The organism is Streptosporangium vulgare (genome assembly GCF_042428775.1).
GTDB lineage: Bacteria > Actinomycetota > Actinomycetes > Streptosporangiales > Streptosporangiaceae > Streptosporangium > Streptosporangium vulgare.
The window spans coordinates 69,278-88,071 of record NZ_JBHMBS010000026.1 but is presented as its reverse complement, the minus strand read 5'-3'; the positions used below and the strand labels follow the sequence as shown (position 1 = coordinate 88,071).

General features: G+C 70.6%; 18 protein-coding genes. 8 read left to right on the top strand and 10 right to left on the bottom strand.

The window, feature by feature from the left end; all coding sequences use genetic code 11:
• Nucleotides 1-114 precede the first annotated feature (114 nt).
• Entirely contained in the window at nucleotides 115-1,122 is a 1,008-nt protein-coding gene (locus ACFFRH_RS35475; RefSeq protein ID WP_386161864.1) for an RNA polymerase subunit sigma-70, read from the bottom strand.
• Nucleotides 1,123-1,519: 397 nt separating this feature from the next.
• Here ACFFRH_RS35475 and ACFFRH_RS35470 point away from each other — a divergent pair, with 397 nt between their 5' ends.
• The 5 genes from ACFFRH_RS35470 (at nucleotide 1,520) to nhaA (ending at nucleotide 6,532) form a co-directional block, all read left to right on the top strand.
• Complete coding sequence (locus ACFFRH_RS35470; RefSeq protein WP_386161862.1) at nucleotides 1,520-2,737, top strand: FUSC family protein; 1,218 nt, start codon at nucleotides 1,520-1,522, stop codon at nucleotides 2,735-2,737.
• Between the two features lie 122 nt (nucleotides 2,738-2,859).
• On the top strand, nucleotides 2,860-3,192 hold the full coding sequence (locus ACFFRH_RS35465) for a DUF952 domain-containing protein (protein ID WP_386161861.1): 333 nt from the start codon (nucleotides 2,860-2,862) through the stop codon (nucleotides 3,190-3,192).
• 9 nt (nucleotides 3,193-3,201) lie between these two features.
• A complete protein-coding gene (locus ACFFRH_RS35460; RefSeq protein ID WP_386161860.1) occupies nucleotides 3,202-3,750 on the top strand; it encodes an NUDIX domain-containing protein in 549 nt (182 codons plus the stop codon).
• A 129-nt stretch (nucleotides 3,751-3,879) separates the two neighbouring features.
• Nucleotides 3,880-4,158: a hypothetical protein gene (locus ACFFRH_RS35455; RefSeq protein ID WP_386161858.1), complete on the top strand. Its 279-nt coding sequence runs from the start codon at nucleotides 3,880-3,882 to the stop codon at nucleotides 4,156-4,158.
• Between the two features lie 457 nt (nucleotides 4,159-4,615).
• Entirely contained in the window at nucleotides 4,616-6,532 is a 1,917-nt protein-coding gene (gene nhaA / locus ACFFRH_RS35450) for a Na+/H+ antiporter NhaA (protein WP_386161856.1), read from the top strand.
• A gap of 227 nt (nucleotides 6,533-6,759) precedes the next feature.
• Here the strand turns inward: nhaA and ACFFRH_RS35445 are convergent, their stop codons facing one another.
• From ACFFRH_RS35445 to ACFFRH_RS35430, 4 genes are all read right to left on the bottom strand, one after another.
• Entirely contained in the window at nucleotides 6,760-7,665 is a 906-nt protein-coding gene (locus tag ACFFRH_RS35445; RefSeq protein WP_386161854.1) for a class I SAM-dependent methyltransferase, read from the bottom strand.
• 174 nt (nucleotides 7,666-7,839) lie between these two features.
• Nucleotides 7,840-8,442 carry a helix-turn-helix domain-containing protein gene (locus ACFFRH_RS35440; protein ID WP_386161852.1) on the bottom strand — a complete coding sequence of 201 codons (603 nt, stop codon included), beginning with the start codon at nucleotides 8,440-8,442 and terminating at the stop codon, nucleotides 7,840-7,842.
• A gap of 370 nt (nucleotides 8,443-8,812) precedes the next feature.
• Complete coding sequence (locus tag ACFFRH_RS35435; RefSeq protein ID WP_386161850.1) at nucleotides 8,813-9,469, bottom strand: TetR/AcrR family transcriptional regulator; 657 nt, start codon at nucleotides 9,467-9,469, stop codon at nucleotides 8,813-8,815.
• Between the two features lie 126 nt (nucleotides 9,470-9,595).
• Complete coding sequence (locus ACFFRH_RS35430; RefSeq protein ID WP_386161848.1) at nucleotides 9,596-10,279, bottom strand: sulfotransferase family protein; 684 nt, start codon at nucleotides 10,277-10,279, stop codon at nucleotides 9,596-9,598.
• Here ACFFRH_RS35430 and ACFFRH_RS35425 point away from each other — a divergent pair.
• Both ACFFRH_RS35425 and tuf read left to right on the top strand, forming a co-directional pair.
• Nucleotides 10,269-10,640, top strand: coding sequence for a hypothetical protein (locus tag ACFFRH_RS35425; protein WP_386161846.1), 372 nt, complete (start codon nucleotides 10,269-10,271; stop codon nucleotides 10,638-10,640). The two genes, ACFFRH_RS35430 and ACFFRH_RS35425, sit on opposite strands and share 11 nt — an antisense overlap.
• A 95-nt stretch (nucleotides 10,641-10,735) precedes the next feature.
• Nucleotides 10,736-11,902: an elongation factor Tu gene (gene tuf, locus ACFFRH_RS35420; protein WP_386161844.1), complete on the top strand. Its 1,167-nt coding sequence runs from the start codon at nucleotides 10,736-10,738 to the stop codon at nucleotides 11,900-11,902.
• A gap of 70 nt (nucleotides 11,903-11,972) precedes the next feature.
• Here tuf and ACFFRH_RS35415 read toward each other — a convergent pair whose 3' ends face one another.
• Nucleotides 11,973-13,082: an aldo/keto reductase gene (locus tag ACFFRH_RS35415; protein WP_386161842.1), complete on the bottom strand. Its 1,110-nt coding sequence runs from the start codon at nucleotides 13,080-13,082 to the stop codon at nucleotides 11,973-11,975.
• A gap of 530 nt (nucleotides 13,083-13,612) precedes the next feature.
• A complete protein-coding gene (locus ACFFRH_RS35410) occupies nucleotides 13,613-14,218 on the bottom strand; it encodes a TetR/AcrR family transcriptional regulator (protein WP_386161840.1) in 606 nt (201 codons plus the stop codon).
• Nucleotides 14,219-14,596: 378 nt separating this feature from the next.
• On the opposite strand from ACFFRH_RS35410, the gene ACFFRH_RS35405 reads away from it, so the two are divergent.
• The gene (locus tag ACFFRH_RS35405) at nucleotides 14,597-15,034 is read left to right on the top strand and encodes an SRPBCC family protein (RefSeq protein ID WP_386161838.1); all 438 of its coding nucleotides are present in this window, start codon (nucleotides 14,597-14,599) and stop codon (nucleotides 15,032-15,034) included.
• Nucleotides 15,035-15,406: 372 nt separating this feature from the next.
• Here ACFFRH_RS35405 and ACFFRH_RS35400 read toward each other — a convergent pair whose 3' ends face one another.
• From ACFFRH_RS35400 to ACFFRH_RS35390, 3 genes are read right to left on the bottom strand one after another with little or no spacing between them, the layout of a single operon-like run.
• A complete protein-coding gene (locus ACFFRH_RS35400; protein ID WP_386161836.1) occupies nucleotides 15,407-17,191 on the bottom strand; it encodes a CotH kinase family protein in 1,785 nt (594 codons plus the stop codon).
• A 9-nt stretch (nucleotides 17,192-17,200) separates the two neighbouring features.
• Nucleotides 17,201-17,878, bottom strand: a complete 678-nt coding sequence (locus ACFFRH_RS35395; RefSeq protein WP_386161834.1) for a DUF4956 domain-containing protein — start codon at nucleotides 17,876-17,878, stop codon at nucleotides 17,201-17,203.
• Nucleotides 17,879-17,884: 6 nt separating this feature from the next.
• Nucleotides 17,885-18,727 (bottom strand): polyphosphate polymerase domain-containing protein, encoded by an 843-nt coding sequence (locus tag ACFFRH_RS35390; protein ID WP_386161833.1) that lies wholly within the window; start codon nucleotides 18,725-18,727, stop codon nucleotides 17,885-17,887.
• Nucleotides 18,728-18,794 lie beyond the last annotated feature (67 nt).

Here is an 18,794-nt window from a genome sequence, read left to right as displayed (position 1 = left end):
CGGTGGTGTTCGAGTTGCCGCGTTGGTGTTCAGCTGGTCGGGGTGCTCATTTCGCGGTGACTTCGGTGCAGGCGGCCCGTGCGCTGGATTCGTCGACGACGGGGACTTGCCTGATCACAGTGTCGGGGGCAGGCCCAGCCATGGTTTGTCGGTGGCGTCGAATCCGGTGAGCTCGGCGATCTTCCCGTCGACGATGTGCAGGACCGCGATGTTCAGTAACCGGTACTCCGGGTCACCGGGGGTGCGGAGGTACAGCGCGGCGGCAGGCATGCGGTTGACCGTCGTGGTGATACAGCGCCAGTCGTCGTGACCGCGCTGGAAGAGCCCACCGGAGACCCAGCCGTCCACCGCCTCCTTGGCCGTCATGGTCAAGGTGCCCCGCTCGGGCAGCATCACGAAGCGCAGGTCCTCGCGCAGTAGGGACATCAGCCCGTCGAGGTCGTTGCGCTCGTGGGCGTCGATGTACGACTTCACCACGCCGCGCTCGTCATCCGACAGCTCGTGGGTGGCGGGACTCCGCCAGTCGAGGCGGCGGCCGGGTAGCTGCTCGCGCATCGTCACGCGCGCCCGCTGCAGTGCGCTGGTCACCGATGCGACGGTCAGCTCGAGGGCGTCGGCGGCCTTCGACGCCGGCCAGCCCAGGACGTCGCGCAGGATGAACACCGCCCGCTGCCGCGGCGGCAGGTGCTGGACGGCGACGATCAACGCCAGCTCGATCGTCTCCCGCGCCACCACCGATTCCTGCGGGTCCTCGGGGAGCATCCGGTCGGGGTACGGCTGCAGGTACAGCACCTCGGAGGCGGGGTCCGGCAGCTCGGATGGTACGGGTGTGCGGTCGTTGCGTTTCTCCAGGAAGTCGAGGCAGGCGTTCGTCGCGATCCGGTACAGCCAGGTCCGCAGCGCGGCGTGGCCCTTGAACGACTCCCGCTTGTTCCACGCCCGCAGGAACGTCTCCTGCGTCATGTCCTGGGCGTCCTCGTAGTTCGCGAGCATCCGGTAGCAGTGCACCTGCAGCTCACGGCGGTGGCGCTCCGTGAGGAGCGCGAACCTCGCCGTGTCGTCCGAGCGGACCGCCGCGATGAACGTGGCCTCGTCGGCGCCCAGCAGTCTGACGTCGGTCATGGTCATCAATCCTTCCACCGGTGCGAGGGGTCACCAGAACTGACGACGTGGCGGAGGATTTCTGATCGGTGAGGCCGCTGACACCAGGCCGTTCGTCAGGCCGGGTGGGTCGGGTCGATCCCAGGGGACGTGCTCCGGGTCGGGCACACCCTCGATGTCGGGATGGGATCCCCGTAGCACCCCACAGCTTCGCGTCGTTGTCCGATATCCACTGCCGAACCATGGCGCCAGCCATCCCGTGACCACCCGCAGAGGCGCCCACCGGGCTCCTTAACGTGACCGACCGTTCGATTGCCGCTCAAGCCCCGACTCCGAGATCAGCGTCTGATCGTCGCGAGCCCGGCGTAGGTTTCCGACCGCGACCTCAGGTAAATGCCCGATGGTGATTAACCGGGACATGAGCTGGATGCGGACGACGATCCGCCGTGAGGCGCGGTATCTACGCGACCAGGTGGCCGGGCTGGGCCGGCGAGACTCCGAGCAGCGCTTCGAGGTGCGTCAGATCGCCAAGGCGACCCTGGCCGCGGTGCTGGCCTGGTTCCTCGCCGATCGGCTGCTGCCCCACGAGACGGTGTGGATCGCCCCGGCCACCGCTGTGATCATGGTGCACGCGACGGTGTACCAGACACTGACCAACGGGGTGCGGCGGGTGTGCGCGGTGGCCGCCGGTGTCATCCTGGCCGGCAGCGTCGGCCACCTGATCGGCCTCAACGCCTTCAGCCTGGTGCTGGTCGTGCCACCGGCGCTGGTGGCCGCGCGCTGGCGGCGGATGGGCCGGCACGGCACGGACGTGGCGACCACCGCGGTGTTGATGCTGTCGTTCGGCGCCGGCTCCCAGGAGCGCTACCTGCTGGCCTATGTGGTGGCCACCGGCATCGGCGCGCTGTCGGGAGGAGTGGTCAACGCGGTGGTGTTCCCGCCGCTGTATCAGCGCCGCCCCTACGAGGCGGTGCGCCGGCTGAGCAAGGAGGCCGCCAACCTCCTGGAGGCCGTGGCGGGCGGGTTGCGCGAGCGCTGTGACCTGTCGGGCCTGTCCGGCTGGCAGCGCCACGCCGCCCGGCTGGACGCCCACCTGGCCCGGGCGAGCGCGGCCATCGCCGACGGCGCGGAAAGCCGCCGCTACAACCTGCGCCGCACCCGCGTCCCCGAGACGAACGACGACCACGAAGAGCTGCTGGAGGCGATGAGCGAGATCGGCGTGCACATCCACGCCCTGGTACGGGCGCTGGCCTATGCCGCCCAGCGCCAGCGGCGCCACTCCGACGGGCCGCCGTGGATCAGCGACGAGTTCGCCCGCGACTACGCCGCGCTGCTGGACCTGCTCGCCCAGGCGCTCCAGGCGCAGATGCGCACCGCCGACGAGCCCGCGAGGCTGAACGCGGTGATCTCCGCCGCGCTGGAGCGGGCCGGCGCGATCCAGGAACAGATGACCGAGGAGGTGCGCACCGGCCGGCTGGACCAGCCACACGGCTGGGCCGTGACCGGAAGCCTGCTCACCGACGCCGAACGGATCCTGACCATCCTGACCACCCTGCACGCCACCACCGAGATCACCGAGATCACCGGGGCCTCCGGGACCGCAGGCAGCGCCGACAACGCCGAGGCCGTGATGTGAGGCCGGCCGCCCCGGCGAACCCCCGGTGCCCGAACCGCGCCAGCCTTCGGACGGTGCCTCCGACGGGGCCTCCGGGACGCCCCGCTTGAACGACGGGCGCGCGCAGGGCACCATGTCATCCGATGACCATTCTGCATCTCGCCCTGGCCGCCGACTGGGACGCCGCCCGTCAGGCGGGGGAGTACCGCGTCTCCACGATCGGCCGCACCCTCGACGACGTCGGCTTCATCCACGCCTGCGCCGACCACGAGCAACTGCGCGGCGTCGTGGAGCGTTTCTACCGCGACGTCACCGACCCCCTCGTGCTGCTCAGCGTCGACCCCGCCGGGCTCGACGTCCGCGTGGAGGAGGTCGCCGGTGACCCGCCCGAGGCGTTCCCGCACATCTACGGGCCGCTGCCGGTCAGCGCGGTGACCGCCGTCCAGCCGTTCACCCCGCCCGGCCGGCTTCAGTAGGCTCCGCGCATGACCGACGTATCCGGACCAACGATCCGCACCCTCGAGTCCATGGTCGTCTACACCAACCCGTGGATCAGCGTGCGCGAGGACCGTATCGAGCACCCCGACGGCTCCCACGGCATCTACGGTGTCGTGGACGCACCGGACTTCGCCATCGTCATGCCCATGGAGAACGACGGGTTCCACCTCGTGGAGGAGTACCGCTACCCGGTGGGGCGCCGCACCTGGAACTTCCCCCAGGGCGGGGTGAAGGACAGCCCCTCCCCCCTGGTCACCGCTCACACCGAGCTGACCCAGGAGACCGGCCTGCGCGCCACCTCGATGACCCACCTGGGACGACTGGACAACGCGCACGGCACGATGGGCCAGAACTACGACATCTTCCTCGCCACCGGCCTGACCGCCGGCGCCCACGAGCGCGAGCACACCGAACAGGACATGCGCCAGGACTGGGTGTCACGAACCGAGTTCGAGCAGATGATCCTGAACGGCGCCATCACCGACAGCAACTCGATCGCCGCCTACGCCATGCTCCTGCTGCGCGGGATGCTCTGACAGACCCCGGGAGGCCCCGGGGGACCGGAGCCGCCTCCCTGGAGCCGAAAACCATTGAGATCACCGCATCCACGCCGAATACGGTGATCACCCCTCCTTTTGACCGGCTCGCGGCGGTACGCTCAGCCCATGTCGAACCCGATCGTCATCCTCCTCCTGACGGCGGTCGTCGTGGCGGCGGTCATCGCTCTGATCGTCTTCGCGGTACGGGCGGCACAACGCCCCAGAAACGCCCTGGTCGGCGGGGGGATCGGCCCCGAGCTCGTCGAGCGGCTTCTGGAACTCAAGGCCTCCGACCAGTTCGACCAGGCGGTCTTCCTGGTCCGCGGTGAGACCGGCATGAGCCACCGCTCCGCCGCCCGCTTCGTCAGGAAACTCAGGCCGTCGCCTCCGCCGCCCCCGCCCTGACCTCCCGCCCTCCTCCCATTCCGGGCAGGCGCCGACTGACGCGACCACCGCGCCCGTCCGGCCCGCTCCGCATCTCCTCTCCTCGATCCGCACTCCGGTGCCGGACCGCCGGCGCCGACCTTGGGTACCCTGGGGGCGACCTCGGCGGCGCTCACGACACGGGCGGAAACCTCGGCGGGCATCACCCGCCCGCCGCGAGGGGGCATCGACCGCCGCGCCGTACGATCGAACCCGCGCCCTCGCCGGAGCACCGCCCCCGCCCGCCACCACCGGGCGGCGCCGGACACGAACAGCGGCATACGAGCGGCGGGACACGAACACGAGAACGCGCCGGCGCGAGAGCGTCACCCCCCCCCACCCGAAGAAGTCAACGGACGGCCCGGACCGGCCGGACAACACGTGATCCACACCGCCAGGCACCGGGGGAGGCCACGATGCGCCCGACGAGAACCCGACGATGACGTCCGCCCGCCAGGAAGGCACCGAGGACGCCCCGCAGCCCGCGCGGACCGTGTGGGCACAGACCGCCACCACCCCGCTGCGCGACTTCCTGCGCACGGAGACCGGCAGCGCCGTCGTCCTGCTCGCCGCGACGCTGGCCGCCCTGGCCTGGGCCAACGTCGCGCCCTCGGCCTACGAGCGGTTCTGGCGCATCCCGCTGTCCATCACGGCCGGGGACTTCGGCGTCTCACAGGAGCTGCGTCAGTGGGTCAACACCGGCCTGATGACGTTCTTCTTCTTCGTCGTGGGGCTCGAAGCGCGCCGGGAGTTCGACATGGGGGAGCTGCGCGACCGCAGACGGCTCGTCCTGCCCCTCGCCGCCGGTGCCGGCGGCATGATCGTCCCGGTCGCGATCTACCTCGCCCTCAACGCCGGTACCCCGGCCGTCCACGGCTGGGGCGCCGCCATGTCCACCGACACCGCGTTCGCCCTCGGCATGCTCGCCCTGTTCGGCTCCCGCCTGCCCGCCCGGCTGCGCACCTACCTGCTCACCATCACGGTCGTCGACGACCTGCTCGCCCTCGCGGTCATCGCGATCTTCTACAGCGAGCACGTCACCTTGATGCCGCTGCTGGCCGTGGCGGCCGTCTGCGCCGTGATCCTGGCGGTCCGCGCCGCCGGCGTACGCCACGGGTTCGTCTACGCCCTGCTGGGCGCCGCGGCATGGGTCGCGCTGCTGCGCTCCGGCGTCGAACCGGTGATCATCGGCCTGGCGATGGGACTGCTCACCTACGCCTCCCCGGCCTCGCGCGGCGACCTGGAACGCGCCACCGACCTGTTCCGCCTCTTTCGCGAGCAGCCGACCCCCGAGCTGGCCCGCTCGGCCCAGGGCGGCCTCACCTCGGCGATCTCCCCCAACGAGCGGCTGCAGCAGCTCTACCACCCCTGGACGAGCTACGTCGTCGTCCCGGCGTTCGCCCTGGCGAACGCCGGGATAACCCTCAGCGGCGACTTCCTGGCTCGAGCCCTCGTCTCCCCGGTCACCCTGGGCATCCTGCTCGCCTACACGGTGGGCAAACCCCTCGGGATCATCACCTCCTCCTGGCTGGTCACCCTGCTCGGCCGTGGCCGCGTCCGGCCGCCGGTCGGCTGGGCCGCGGTGACGGCCGGTGGCGCGATCGCCGGCATCGGCTTCACCGTCTCCCTGCTGATCGCCACCCTCGCCTTCGACGGCCCGCAGCTGCAGGAGGCCAAGTTCGGCATTCTCGCCGCGGCGGTGTGCGCGCCGGTCGTCACCTGGGCCGTCTCCCGGGCGACGGCGATGCTCCCGGTGCGGCTGCGCGTCCGCGCCCTGCTGGGCAGCGCCGAGACCATCGTGGACCTGGCCGCTCCCGTCGACCCCGGCCGCGACCACCTGCGCGGCCCCGCCGACGCGCCGGTGACCGTCGTGGAGTACGGCGACTTCGAGTGCCCCTACTGCGGCCAGGCCGAGCCGGTCGTGCGCCGCATCCTGGCCGACCTCGGTGACGTCCGCTACGTCTGGAGGCACCTGCCGCTCACCGACGTTCACCCCTTCGCCCAGCTCGCCGCCCAGGCCGTCGAGGCCGCCGCCGCGCAGGGGGCGTTCTGGCAGATGCACGACCGCCTGCTCGCCCACCAGGACCGCCTGCGCCCCGCCGACCTGGTCGCTCACGCCCGCGACCTCGGCCTCGACGTCGAACGCTTCCGCGCCGACCTCCACGATCACGCCGCCGCCTCCCGGATCGCCGCCGACGTCGACTCCGCCGACGTCAGCGGCGTGTCCGGCACGCCGACGTTCTTCATCAACGGGCGGCGCCACCACGGCGCCTTCGATCTCGACGGCCTCTCCTCGGCCATCCGCTCGGCCCGCGCCCGGGCCACCCTGGACTCGCCGGACTCGCCACGGCGATAGGAACGAGCCACCCCGGGGGAGCGGCACCTCCGGGTCAGCACCGACCAGCACCGACCAGCACTGGCCTGTGCCGGTCTGCGCCGGTTGGCGCCGCCGACTCGCGCGTCGTCCATCCGGCCGCGCCGGATGACCACATGACCAGGGCCTGATGACCAGAGCCTGGGTGAGGCGGCGTTCCCGGGCCTGTTCCCGGCCCTGGCGTTCCCGGCTTCGGCGCGTACCGCGCCTCAGGTGCGTCGCGCGGCCCACACGGTGCGTTCGGTGCGTACCGTCAGGTCGTCCCTGCGCAGGATGCCGTGGGGGTCGTCGGTGTCGAGCAGCCGGTCGAGGGCGGCGAGGTCCTCGGCGTGGAGCGAGTGGGCGACGCCGGCGCGGATGCGCCGGAGGCTGGTCAGCGCGTAGCGGCCGACGGCCTCGGGGTGCGGTGGCCCCAGGTTCACGGTGATCGTGCGTTCGCCCTCGACGGTGAAGCCGGCGGCGGCCAGCCGGGGGCCCCAGTCGGCGCCCCGGTGCGGCACCCGCTCGGCGTGATGGTCTCCGAGCGCGGCGTGGCAGCGCTCCTCGAGGCCGGGCCGGTCTCGCGGGGCGTCCTCCGGCAGGAACCGCGGGAAGCCGGGCAGCTCGACGAGGGCGAACAGCCCGCCCGGCGCGAGCGCGTCACGGACCTGGCGCAGGGTGCGGTCGGGATCGGCCATGTGATGCAACGAGGCCGACGCCCAGACCAGCTCGGGCGCGCCGAGGTCGGGCCAGGCGCCGTCGAGGTCGGCCTCCACGGGGTGGACCCGCCCGGCGACCCCCTCCGAGGCCGCCTTGTCGCGCAGGCGCCGCAGATGCTGCGGTGAGGCGTCGACAGCGGTCACCTCGGCCTCGGGGAAGCGCCGCAGCAGCGCGAAGGTGCCCGCGCCGGTACCGCAGCCCAGGTCCACGATCCGCCGGGGGGCGGCCGCGACGGGCAGCCACGCGATGATGGACGCGACCTGCTCGGCGAGCACCTCCGCGTCCAGGTCGAGCAACTCGGCCATCTCGCCCTCGGCGTCGTGCTCTCGTCCGTGCGGGTGATCGTGCTGCGCGTCGTCGCCGTGGTGGTGGTGCGCCTCGTGGTGGTGCGCTGTGTGCGGAGCTGTAGGTGTCATGACGACCACGTTAGGAGCATCATGCGCCAGAGGCGTTAAGTCTTGCCGATAAGGCAAGACGATGACCCGCCGGGCCGCGTGACACGCAAGCGGATCCCCGGCCCGGGCTTCGTGACGGGGCCGGATCCGAAGGCCGGCCCTCCCGGGCGGGCCAGAGCGGTCGCGGGGGACCGGTCAGTGCGGCGGGCGGCTCGCCTCGGAGACGTCCTCGGCGTCATCGCGGGTCTGGTGACCGCGGCGGGCGTCGCGGTCGAAGATCCCCAGGACGTCGGACGGACCGCCGACGGCGCCGATGGCGTGCGGAAGCATCGTGGGAAACTCCGCGGACTGGTTGGTCTCCACGCGAAAACGGTGGTTGCCCAGGATCAGGACCACAGTGCCGGACAGGACGACGAGCCACTCGCGGCCCGGGTGGGCGCGCAGCCGCGAGGGGTCGTCCGGCGGCGGCTCCACCACACGCTGGCGGATGACGGTGACGCCGGGATCGGCGCGCACCGTCCATCGCATCTGCCGGCGGGCCGCGTCGTGCGTCGGGTTGGCGACGACGTCCTCGGTGGCCGTCTCGACCAGCTGGTCGATGGAGGTGTCCAGGGCGCGGGCGAGCGTGACGAGCTGGTCCAGGGCCAGGCGGCGCCGGCCGTTCTCGATCCGGCTGAGCGTGGAGGGACTGAGCCTGGCCCGGGCGGCCAGGTCGTCCAGGGACCAGCCCTGCGCCACCCGCAGCGCGCGGATCCGCTTGCGCACCAGGCTGTCGAACTCACCATCGTCTTGCGTCATAGGCAAGATGCTATGCGTGAAGCGCGAATACTGCCCAATGTCGTCGTGCCGTCGCCACGGGGACCCCGCCCGGGGATCCTGCCGGCCGCGAGAAAGGCCATGCCCATGTCCCTCACGCCCACCGGGCACACGCCCGGCCGGCCGCCTCGCCAGACCGTCGACAGCCGGGAGGTGCGCTACGAGCCCATCGGGATCCTGGCCGTGGACCCGGCCTCCGCCGGCACGTCCCGGCAGGACCCGGTCATCGCGACGGCCTCGACCGATCCGCCGCCCTGGGCGCACCCGGGAACGCGGGTCCACGCGCAGGGCCATCGGCCACAGGCCCGCCAGGACGGCCGCCGTGCACCGAACCACGACGAAGACCGACCCCCTAGCGCCGATCTTCCCCGGAAAGCGGAGCGCCCGGAGCGGGCGAGGAGACCGCGGCCGGCGAACCGATGCCGCCCAGCAGATTGGCGACCAGGGCTTCGGCGAACTCCTCGTCCAGTGGCCGATCCGGGATGAGCAGCCGGTGATAGCAGGCGCCCCACAGCTGGTCGACGGCCACCTCGGGATCCAGGCCCGGACGCAGCTGACCGCGCCGCCTGGCCCTCTCCAGGGCCTGCACGGCCAGAGCCCGGCGCGGACCCGAGTAGCTCTCGCGGTAGACGGCCGCCAGATCGGGATCGGTCTGGGCCTGGCCGATGAGCTGCGGCACGACGATCCCGGCCCGGGTGTCGCGCATCAGGCGCACGAACGCCTTCAGCTGCGCGGTGAGATCGGCGGCGATGTCGCCGCTGTCGGGAAAGGCCAGGAGGGGGCCGACCACGCCGAAGTAGCCCTCCAGGGCGAGCGCCCCCTTGGAGGGCCACCACTTGTGCAGCGTGACGCGGCTCGCACCCGCCAGGGCCGCGACCTTCTCGACGGTGAAACCGGCCATGCCCTCGGCCAGCAGGAGCTCACCGGCCGCCCGCAGGACCTCCTGGCGCACCTGTTCGGCCGGGCGGCGGCCACGCCCGCGCCGGGCGGGCGGGCTGGGATGGGTCACGGTCTACCTCCCGGGAACGTATATGTACATGATGTATATATACGCGGAAAAGTCGCCCGCCGACACCGTACCGACTCATCCGGCCGCCCGGCCCCCAGGACGCCGTGACCGGACGGGGGGTGGCCCTCAGCCGCTGCGCCGCAGCAGCATGGCGCCGACGTTCGCCCGGGCGTTCCTGCCGAAGTCCGCGCTGTCGTTGACCCGCGGGAACGGGCCCTCCGGCACCGCCACCCCGAGAAACCCGCACAACGGCTCCCAGCCCTGACCGACCTCGAACCGCAACAGCCTGCCGGGCGGGATCGCCGCCACGACGTCGTCGATGTGCGCCTGGAACGTCCGCAGCAACGACGCGGGATCCTCGCATCGCCCGTGGAAGACCCGCTCGTCGACGATGAGCCTGGTCATCTTCGTGAACGCCGCGAAGTCGGTGCCCAGCACCGACGACAGCCCGCGCACCGCCCTGCCGAACAGCCCGCGCCCACGCCTGCGCCGCTCGAGGACGGTGGCGTTCATGCTGGCCAGCCACCGCTCCGGATCGCGCACGGTGAGCACGACCTTCGCCTCGGGAAAATGGTCTGCCAGCTCACGCCAGTAGGCGGCCGAGGGCCAGTCCACGCAGGAGCGATACCCCTTCAGGAGCTCGTCCCAGCTCACCGGCCGCCCCTCGGCGAGGGCGAGCCACCGGCGGATCTGCTCCGGCCGCTCGATCACCTCCTTCATGTGGTGACACGGCCCGTACCCCAGCCGTTCCAGGGCCGTCTTGAGCGAGAGCGTTCCCGTACGGCCGAAACCTGCCCCGATGACCCGCATGATCCCTACCGTTCCCCCGGAAACCGCGCGGCGGCTACTTCGGCAATCTCTCATCACCCTGGCGGACCGGCGAGAAGCCTCGCCGGTCCGCCACACCGGGGCGGGGGAGAAGCGGGAGAAACCGGATACCGGTGGTCGGCCGTCGGGCGTGTTCCGCCACGACCGCGAGCAGGCAAGCAAGCGGGCGGGCCGACGGGCCGGTACCCGCCGGTCACGAGGGCAGCCCGTCGGCCGGGGGAATAATCCGTTGTGCGCCGCTGCTGAGCCGGTCATCATGGTCGCCATGTTCCGGAACGCTCGCCTCGTGACACCCGCCGCCGCGGGTGCCTTCGAGCGTGTCCGCGACGGCCTGGAGCGCTGACCTCTTCCCGTGAGTCCCGAGGTGACCCGGCGGGGGGAGGTAGCCGGCCCGTGACGGGTCACCCCGGATCCAGGCAGTGCGAAGGAAAAGACATCATGGCCAAGCAGGCCTACGTGCGCAACAAGCCGCACCTCAACATCGGCACGATGGGACACGTCGACCATGGCAAGACCACGCTGACCGCCGCGATCACCAAGGTGCTCGCCGAGCGCGGGCAGGCCACCTACACGCCGTTCGAGCGGATCGACCGTACCCCCGAGGAGCACCAGCGGGGCATCACGATCAACATCTCGCACGTCGAGTACGAGACCGCCACCCGGCACTACGCCCACGTGGACATGCCCGGCCACGCCGACTACGTCAAGAACATGATCACGGGGGCGGCGCAGCTCGACGGCGCGATCCTCGTCGTGTCCGCCCGGGACGGCATCATGCCGCAGACCAGGGAGCACGTCCTGCTCGCCAGGCGGGTGGGCGTCGAGCACCTGGTCGTCGCGGTCAACAAGGCCGACGGCGCCGACCCCGAGCTGGCCGACCTGGTCGAGCTGGAGTTGGCCGACCTGCTCGCCGAGCACGGCTACCACGACGTGCCGATGGTGCGCGTCTCCGGGCTGCGGGCGCTGGAGGGCGACCCCGGGTGGGCGGCGTCGATCCAGGCGCTGCTGCGGGCGGTCGACGAGCACATCCCCGTACCGGTCAGGTACGTCGACGCGCCGTTCCTGATGCCGGTGGAGAACGTGCTCACCGTGAGCGGCCGGGGCACGGTCGTCACCGGCGCCATCGAGCGGGGCACCGTGCGCGTGGGCGACACGGTGGAGGCCGTCGGGCTCGGCGACGGGTTCAGCGCGGTGGTCACCGGAGTGGAGACGTTCGGCAAGACGATGGAGCAGGGCGAGGCGGGCGACAACGCCGCCGTGCTGCTGCGCGGCATCAGGCGCGAGCAGGTACGGCGCGGAATGGTGCTGGCGGCCCCGCGCAGCCAGCGCGCCCGCCGGTCGTTCACCGCCAGGCTGTACCTCCTCACCGCCGAGGAGGGCGGCCGGCGCCGGCCGATCGCCTCGGGGTACCGGCCGCAGTTCTACCTGCGCACCACCGACGTGCCCGGTGAGCTGACACTGCCCTCGCCCGCCCGGCCCGGCGACACCGTGGAGGTGTCGGTGGAGCTGGGCAGGGCGGTGGCGGCCGAGCCGGGCCTCGGCTTCGCGATCCGCGAGGGCGGGCTCACGGTCGGCGCGGGCACGGTCTTGACCGTGGCCGACTGACCGCTCGCCACCGCGACCGCGTGGGACGCGACCGCCCGTCCCGCGCGGTCGCGTCCGCCGGGCGGATGGCTCAGCCGCTGCCCTCGGGCACCCAGTTGCGCACGACCGGGGCGTACTCGGCGGGCTTGTCGCCGACCCTGAGGCCGGGGTTGACCAGCCAGCCCTGATAGCCGGGCGTGAACATCCGGTAGACCGACGCGGCAGGCACCGAGCTCGCCTCGTCGAGCTGGGCGCGCAGCTCGGCCGGCAGCTCGACGTCGAGCGCGGTCAAGGTGGTGTCGAGCTGCTCGGTGCCGCTCGCCCCGACGATCGCGGAGGCGATGCCGGGCTGGGTGGCGACCCAGTTGAGCGCGACCTGGGCCATCGTCAGCCCGAGCTCGCCGGCGACGCCCTCCAGCGTCGCCAGCAGCCGCCACTCCCGCTCGGTGCGCGCCTGTGCGGGCGAGCCCGCGCCGGTGAGGCGTCCCTCCCCGGCCAGGCCCTGGTCGGAGTGGCGGTACTTGCCGGTGAGGAAGCCTCCTCCCAGCGGGCTCCACGCGGTGATGCCGAGCCCCAGGCTCTGCCCCATCGCGACGTGCTCGGTCTCGATCGCCCGGTCGATGAGGGAGTAGGGCAGCTGCAGGTTGATCACCGGTTCGAGGGAGTGGGCCTCGGCGTAGGTCTGGGCCCGGGCGGCGTACCAGCTCGGCACGTCCGACAGGCCCGCGTAGCGGATCTTCCCGGCCCGGACGAGGTCGTCGAAGGTCCGCACGACCTCCTCGACGGGAGTGATCCGGTCCCAGGTGTGCAGCATGAACAGGTCGATGTAGTCGGTGCGCAGGCGGCGCAGGGACGCCTCGACCGCCCTGATCATGTGCTTGCGGCCGTTGCCCCCGGCGTTCGGGTCCTTGGGGTCGACGCTGTTGGTGAACTTGGTGGTGAGCACCACCCTGTCGCGCACCCCGGCCTCGGCGATGAGGTCGCCGAGGATCGTCTCGCTCTCACCCGCGGTGTAGAAGTCCGCGGTGTCGACGAAGTTGCCACCCGCCTCCAGATAGCGGTGGAAGACGGCGCCGGACTCCTGCCGGGTCTTGCCGTACGCGGCGTGGAAACCACCGGTGCCGAAGTTCATCGTGCCCAGGGCCAGCCGGCTGACGCGCAGCCCGGAACGTCCGAGCAGATAGTAGTGATCCAAGGACATGGGAAGGTCACTTCCGTTCGTGAGCGGCGCCGAGGGGACCGGTACGTGCCGGTTCCCGCGAGCGGCCGGGGCCTGGGTGTCCCCCCGGCGGGAATCGGATGTCAAGGGCGGGCGCGCCAGCGCCGCCGTTCCGGCCCCCCGGGCGGGCCGGAACGGCGGCGCAGGCGCGCTCTTTCTGAACCGTGCGGTCCGTTCATCAGCTTGCGGACGAAAAAATGGACTGTCAAGTCCAAAAAGATGGGCCGCAACGCCCCCAAAGCCCGCACCCCGCACCCCGGAAACCGGGACAACCGCAGGCCGAGCCGCCCACACACCTTGCTCACCGAAACATTCACCGCACCGCGACTTTGGCCACAGACACGCGACCCCAGGCGACGCCCCCGGTACGCCCGTCACCATCCGCACAGGACAGATGACGAACGACACCGCCGACATCGCCACCAACCGGACAGCAGACGTCGAAGGCGTGCCCGCCCGGAAACCCCGCCGCACCCCGGCACCCGCCCAAAGGAGGCGCAAGCTCCCGCCCGCTACGGCGACGAAGCCCCGCCGCCCTGAAGATGGGCGATACCCATGTCCAGGGCGGCCTCCAGATGGGTCGTCCGGCCGGTGGACATCTGGATCAGCACACCCCCCTGGATACCGGCGAGCAGAGCGGCCGCCGCCCGGTCGGGGTCCAGGTCCGGATCGATCTCACCGGCCTGCTGCATGTACCGCACACCGACGGCGATCTCGGCCTGCCAGCGGCGCATCAGCTCGGTGACCACGGCCTGCGCCCCGGGCGTGCTGCCGCCCATCTGCGACATGACGGAACCGAGCGGGCACCGGCCGCCCTGCTCGCGGTAGCGCTCGACGACCTTGTCACGCCACAGCCACCAGCCGGGCCAGGAGGTGAGGTCACCGAGCTGGGGCTGCTGGTCGGACAGCACCCGGTCGGCCTCGAAGCGGGCCACGGCCAGCAGCAACTCCTCCCGCCCGCCGGGAAAGTAGTGAAACAGCTGGCTCTTGCTCGTCGCCGTCACGGCCAGCACGTCGTCGAGGGTCGTGGCGGCCACACCGTGCTCGCGGATGTAGGCGGCCGCACCCTCAAGAACGCGCTGCCGCGTCGCGGCCCCCTTACGGGTCAGCGAGCGCATGACACCCCCCGAAATGCACCTTTCCCGCCAATTTTAGGATGAGCGCTCCGCTCACGCGCCGCGGACCCGGCCCGCCCGGCCACCTCGGCCACCTTGCCCCCGACCGGCTGGCCCGCCCGCCTCGGGAATGGCAGGATCACCACCTGGACGAGGAACCGCGGGCGCGACGGCACCCGAACCCGTTCCCGCGCCACGACCGGCGAACATCCACCGACCGAACATCCACCGACATGACACCGCACAACCCCGCACGAAACCCCACGCCGTTCCGGACAGGACCGTGACCCGCACCGCGCTTCCACCACCCGACCGGACGAACCGCGAAGGCGACAGCCCCGCCACCACCGCCGAGGAAGACCAGCCGGCAGGAGAGAACGAATGAACAAACGACAGGTCTCGGTCACACAGATCATCCACGCGAGCAGCGACACGATCTTCGACCTGCTGGCCGACCCGCGCAAGCACAACCTGATCGACGGATCGGGAACCGTGCAGGCCCCCCAGACCGGCGCGCCCGACCGGCTGAGCCTGGGCGCCCGCTTCGGCATGGACATGAAGAGGGGCCTGCCCTACAAGGTCCACAACCAGGTCGTGGAATTCGAGGAGGGACGGCTGATCGCCTGGCAGCACAGCGGCGGCCACCGATGGCGCTGGCGACTCGAACCCGTCGGCGAGCACACCACCCGGGTGACCGAGACCTTCGACTGGTCGACCGCCAAGGGCGCCGCGCTCTTCCCGCTCTTCCGCTTCCCCGCCAAGAACAAGATCTCGATGGAGAAGACCCTCGAACGGCTGGCAGCCCTGATCGAACGGTGAGCGCGCCAACGACCCGAGAAACGCGCCACGACACCAGGCCCCCGCCCCCGTTCCGACACCAGGCCCACGACGAACCCCGGGAGCTCGTCGATGTCACCGGCCCTCTCATCGTCCGTCACCGAGACGATCGGCAACACCCCGCTGATACGACTCACCCACGTCGTACCCGGGGGAGCGGCACAGATCCTCCCCGGGCCGGCGGCTCATGTACGCGATGGTGATCTGCCATCGCGTACATGAGCCGCGTGACCCGGGACAAGGGCGAGGGGGCGGTTCCCGCGGCAGGCCGATCCGCCGAAGAACGGTTCAGCCACGCCCACCCCCGTCTCGGCCCAGATCTCCACAGCCGAAACCCAGGTGACCGCGAGGACGCTACCCGCCGCTGATCACCTTGTCGGAGCGCAGTGCCTGAGTACGGGTTCGCAGGAACGTACGCAGGTTCTCCGCCTCACTGTCGGCCTTGGCGGCGTCGGCCTTCTCGTTCAGCTTGTAGGACGCGGTGAGCTTGTCGAGCAGGCCGGAGGCGGTGCCGTTGCCGAGCAGCTTGGCGAACAGAGCACGATACTGCTCCTCGTAGACCTTCTTGAAGGTGGCGTTCTTGAGGAACTTCTCCTTCAAAGGGTGCCCCATGCGCATCATGGCGCCGCCTTCCGGACGCTGCTGCCCGTCCCGGGGCGGGGTGGAACCCTGAGACGGCTTGGCCTGCGGGCCCTGCTGGCCTGGCTTGGCCTGCTGGGCTTGCTGGCTCGGCTTGGCTTGTTGGCCCTGCGGGCCCTGTTGGGCTTGTTGGCCCTGCTGACCTTGCTGGGGGCGCCCCCGGCCGAAGCCCATCGTCACCGCGTCATTCACCCCGCTCTTGGCGTCACCGTTGAAGGCGAGGTTGAGATCCCACGTGATCACCTTGAACTTCTTGGTGTCCAGGTCGTACCACAGGTAGTAGTTACGTCCGGGCCCGGCCATGTCATCGAAGTTGACCATGAGGTTCTGCAGAACCAGGTAACGGGCGAACGACTCCACGTCCAAACGCTCACCCAGACCCGCGGCGAATTCGGCGTCGGAGGCCTGGTTCACCCATTTGACCAGGTCGATGACCGGCTGCAGATCCTGACCGCCGACCTTGTTGACCTGCTTGAAGTCGGTGGTGTACCCGGTCTGGTCCTCGCCCTTGTAACTGAAGGAACCGCTGGCCAGCGACTTGTACAGCACACCCTCGCCGAGACCTTCGGCATAGCCCTCGTCGAGGTACTCCACGAGCAGACGCGGTGTCGAGGCGCGGCCGTTGACGGTGAAGGCACTGTGGGCCGAACGCTGGGTGGGCTCACCAGAGGCGCCGACCAGCGCGATACCCAGCGCCTCGTTCAGCATCGTCGTCGACCCCATCGCGGCCGGCCGTACCGCCACCTGACTGTGCCCCTGGTAGCGGCGGCCCTCCACGAACTCGTCGAAGCTGATCAGCCACGGCAGGTTCTCCGGCTCCTCACCCTTCAAGGACGCGCCGAACCCGCCGAACCCGCCGCCGCCTCCGCGCTGCCCACGCTGCCCGCCATCGCCCTGCTGGGCCGGCGGCGACCCGGTGCCCGGTGACGGGGAGCCTTCGGGCGGCCCACCACCCTCCGGCGGTTGAAAACCCTCGGGCGGCTGGAAACCCTCCGGGGGCTGGAAGCCTTCCGGCGGTTGAAAACCCTCCGGGGGCTGGAAACCCTCGGGCGGCTGGAACCCCCCGGGCGCACCTCCGCGCCGCTGGCCGCCGGGCACACCCCGCTGCTTGGACTGCCCCCTCCAGGTCAGCCCGGCCAGCGTGGAATTGCCCTTGAGCCGCACCCCCACACTGGGGATGCGGACGCCGTCGACGACCAGGTCGGCTTCGAGATACCTCTTCTCACCGTCCTTGAAGTACTCGCTCAGCATGTCCCCATAGGCCGCGTCGGTGAAAGTGAGCTTCACCTCGTGCGCCACGGAGGCGTCGAACAGGTCCTTGGTACCGGTCAGGTTCGTGATGACGGTCTCGGCCTCGGCGGCCTGGGAGACGGTGACGTACGGGCGGATCATCCCGCTGCCGAGCACCCCCCAGCACACACCCAGGAACGCCGCGCACAACGCGACCAGCTTCCAGTTGTGCCGGAGTTTGACCGGGATACGATGCTTGAGCTGTGCCATGGCGCCGGCCTACAGGTCGCTCTGGTCGTACCCGGTCAAGACGGTGACCGACTGGCCGTGGTTGCGCTCACGCAGCGCGGCCATCACATCGGCCGGCTCACTACCCTTCTTGATCTTCACGGTGTACATCAGCTCCGTCAGCGCGCCCCCGCGGATCGACTCCATACTGACCAGCTCGAACTCCTCGGTGTGCCGGATCAGCACGTCCTGGATGGCCGCGGTGTAGTCCTCGTCCGCGGGAACCTGCACCTTGACCACCTGCCGCCGCACGTTGAGCTGGAACCAGTTGAACCGGTGCATGACCATGATGATCAGCGAGATCGCCACGGCGGCGACGATCGCCAGCAGGTAGAAACGGGTACCGACCGCCATCCCGATGCCCATGACGAGGAAGATGAACCCGACGTCGCGCGTCTCCTTGATGGCGTTACGGAACCGCACCACCGACAACGCGCCGACCAGGGCGAAGGCCCGGGCGATGTTCGAGCCGACGACCAGCATGATCAGCGAGATCAGCATCCCCAGGATGACCAGCGTCTGCACATAGGACTGGCTGTAGGACACGTTGCGGTGCGTGGCCCGGTACACCCAGCCGATCATCGCGCTGAGCACGAACGACAGCGACATCGCGATCGCGATGTCGGCCACGCTGAACGTGCCGGACAGGTCCTGGAAGGAGAAGTCCATGGGGGGTCATGCCTCCGAGAGAACGGTCGGCCGTGAACGGCCGAGATCGAGATCGTGGTCGGGGATGTGAAAGACCGAGCGGGGGGCCAGCCCGTGCGCCTCCACGCTCTGGCAGTACTTGGAGACCCGCACCACCTGCAGGTTCCGCCTGGCGGTCAGATCGGTCAGCCAGTACGGCACACGCTCGTTGGCCTTGACCTCCACGATGGACATGTGAGCGGGCACGATGAGCCTGTTCTCGGCCTCGGCGCCCAGATGGAAGTCACGGTCACGGCCCCGGATACGGTGGTCGAAGGTGACACGCAGGCCCACGTCGGCGTCACGGCCCACGTAGGCGTGCCGGGTGTAGCCGGTCATCGCCACAGCCCGCAGGTCCAGGCGCAGGACCAGATCGAGCACCTCCTGCAGGAAAGCACGCTGGGACGGCTCGTGCTCGACCATCTGCCGGCCCCCGCACAGACGCAACGCGTCCCGGTAGGGCAGGCTCACCCGGCGCTTCTGGGTCACCCGGTTGACCCGCTGCTTGATCTCGACGAACACCGGCGTGTCGTCCCCCACGGCGAACCGGTCACCGTAGTGGCGCACCCGCAGCTTCCTGCGGAACTTCAGACCCTCGATCTTCTCCCAGTAGAAACGCAACTGCCGGGTGTCGTAGTAGACGCTCCAGATGCCGTACCCCTCCTGGCCGCTGTGACGGTCGCGATCCAGCCGCTGCCCGATCTCCTCCCTCAGAGAGGCCGCCTGCGACGCCTCCACGAGATACTTGATCTCATACCGGTTGAAGGCGTGCAGCCTGCTCGGCGCCCGCAGCCGATGACCCTGATCATCAGCCGGTTCGGCACCGGACACACTTCGATCACCACCACGAGCCGCAGAAACGGCTGGTTTGCGGAACCTTGCCAACATGTTCCTCCTT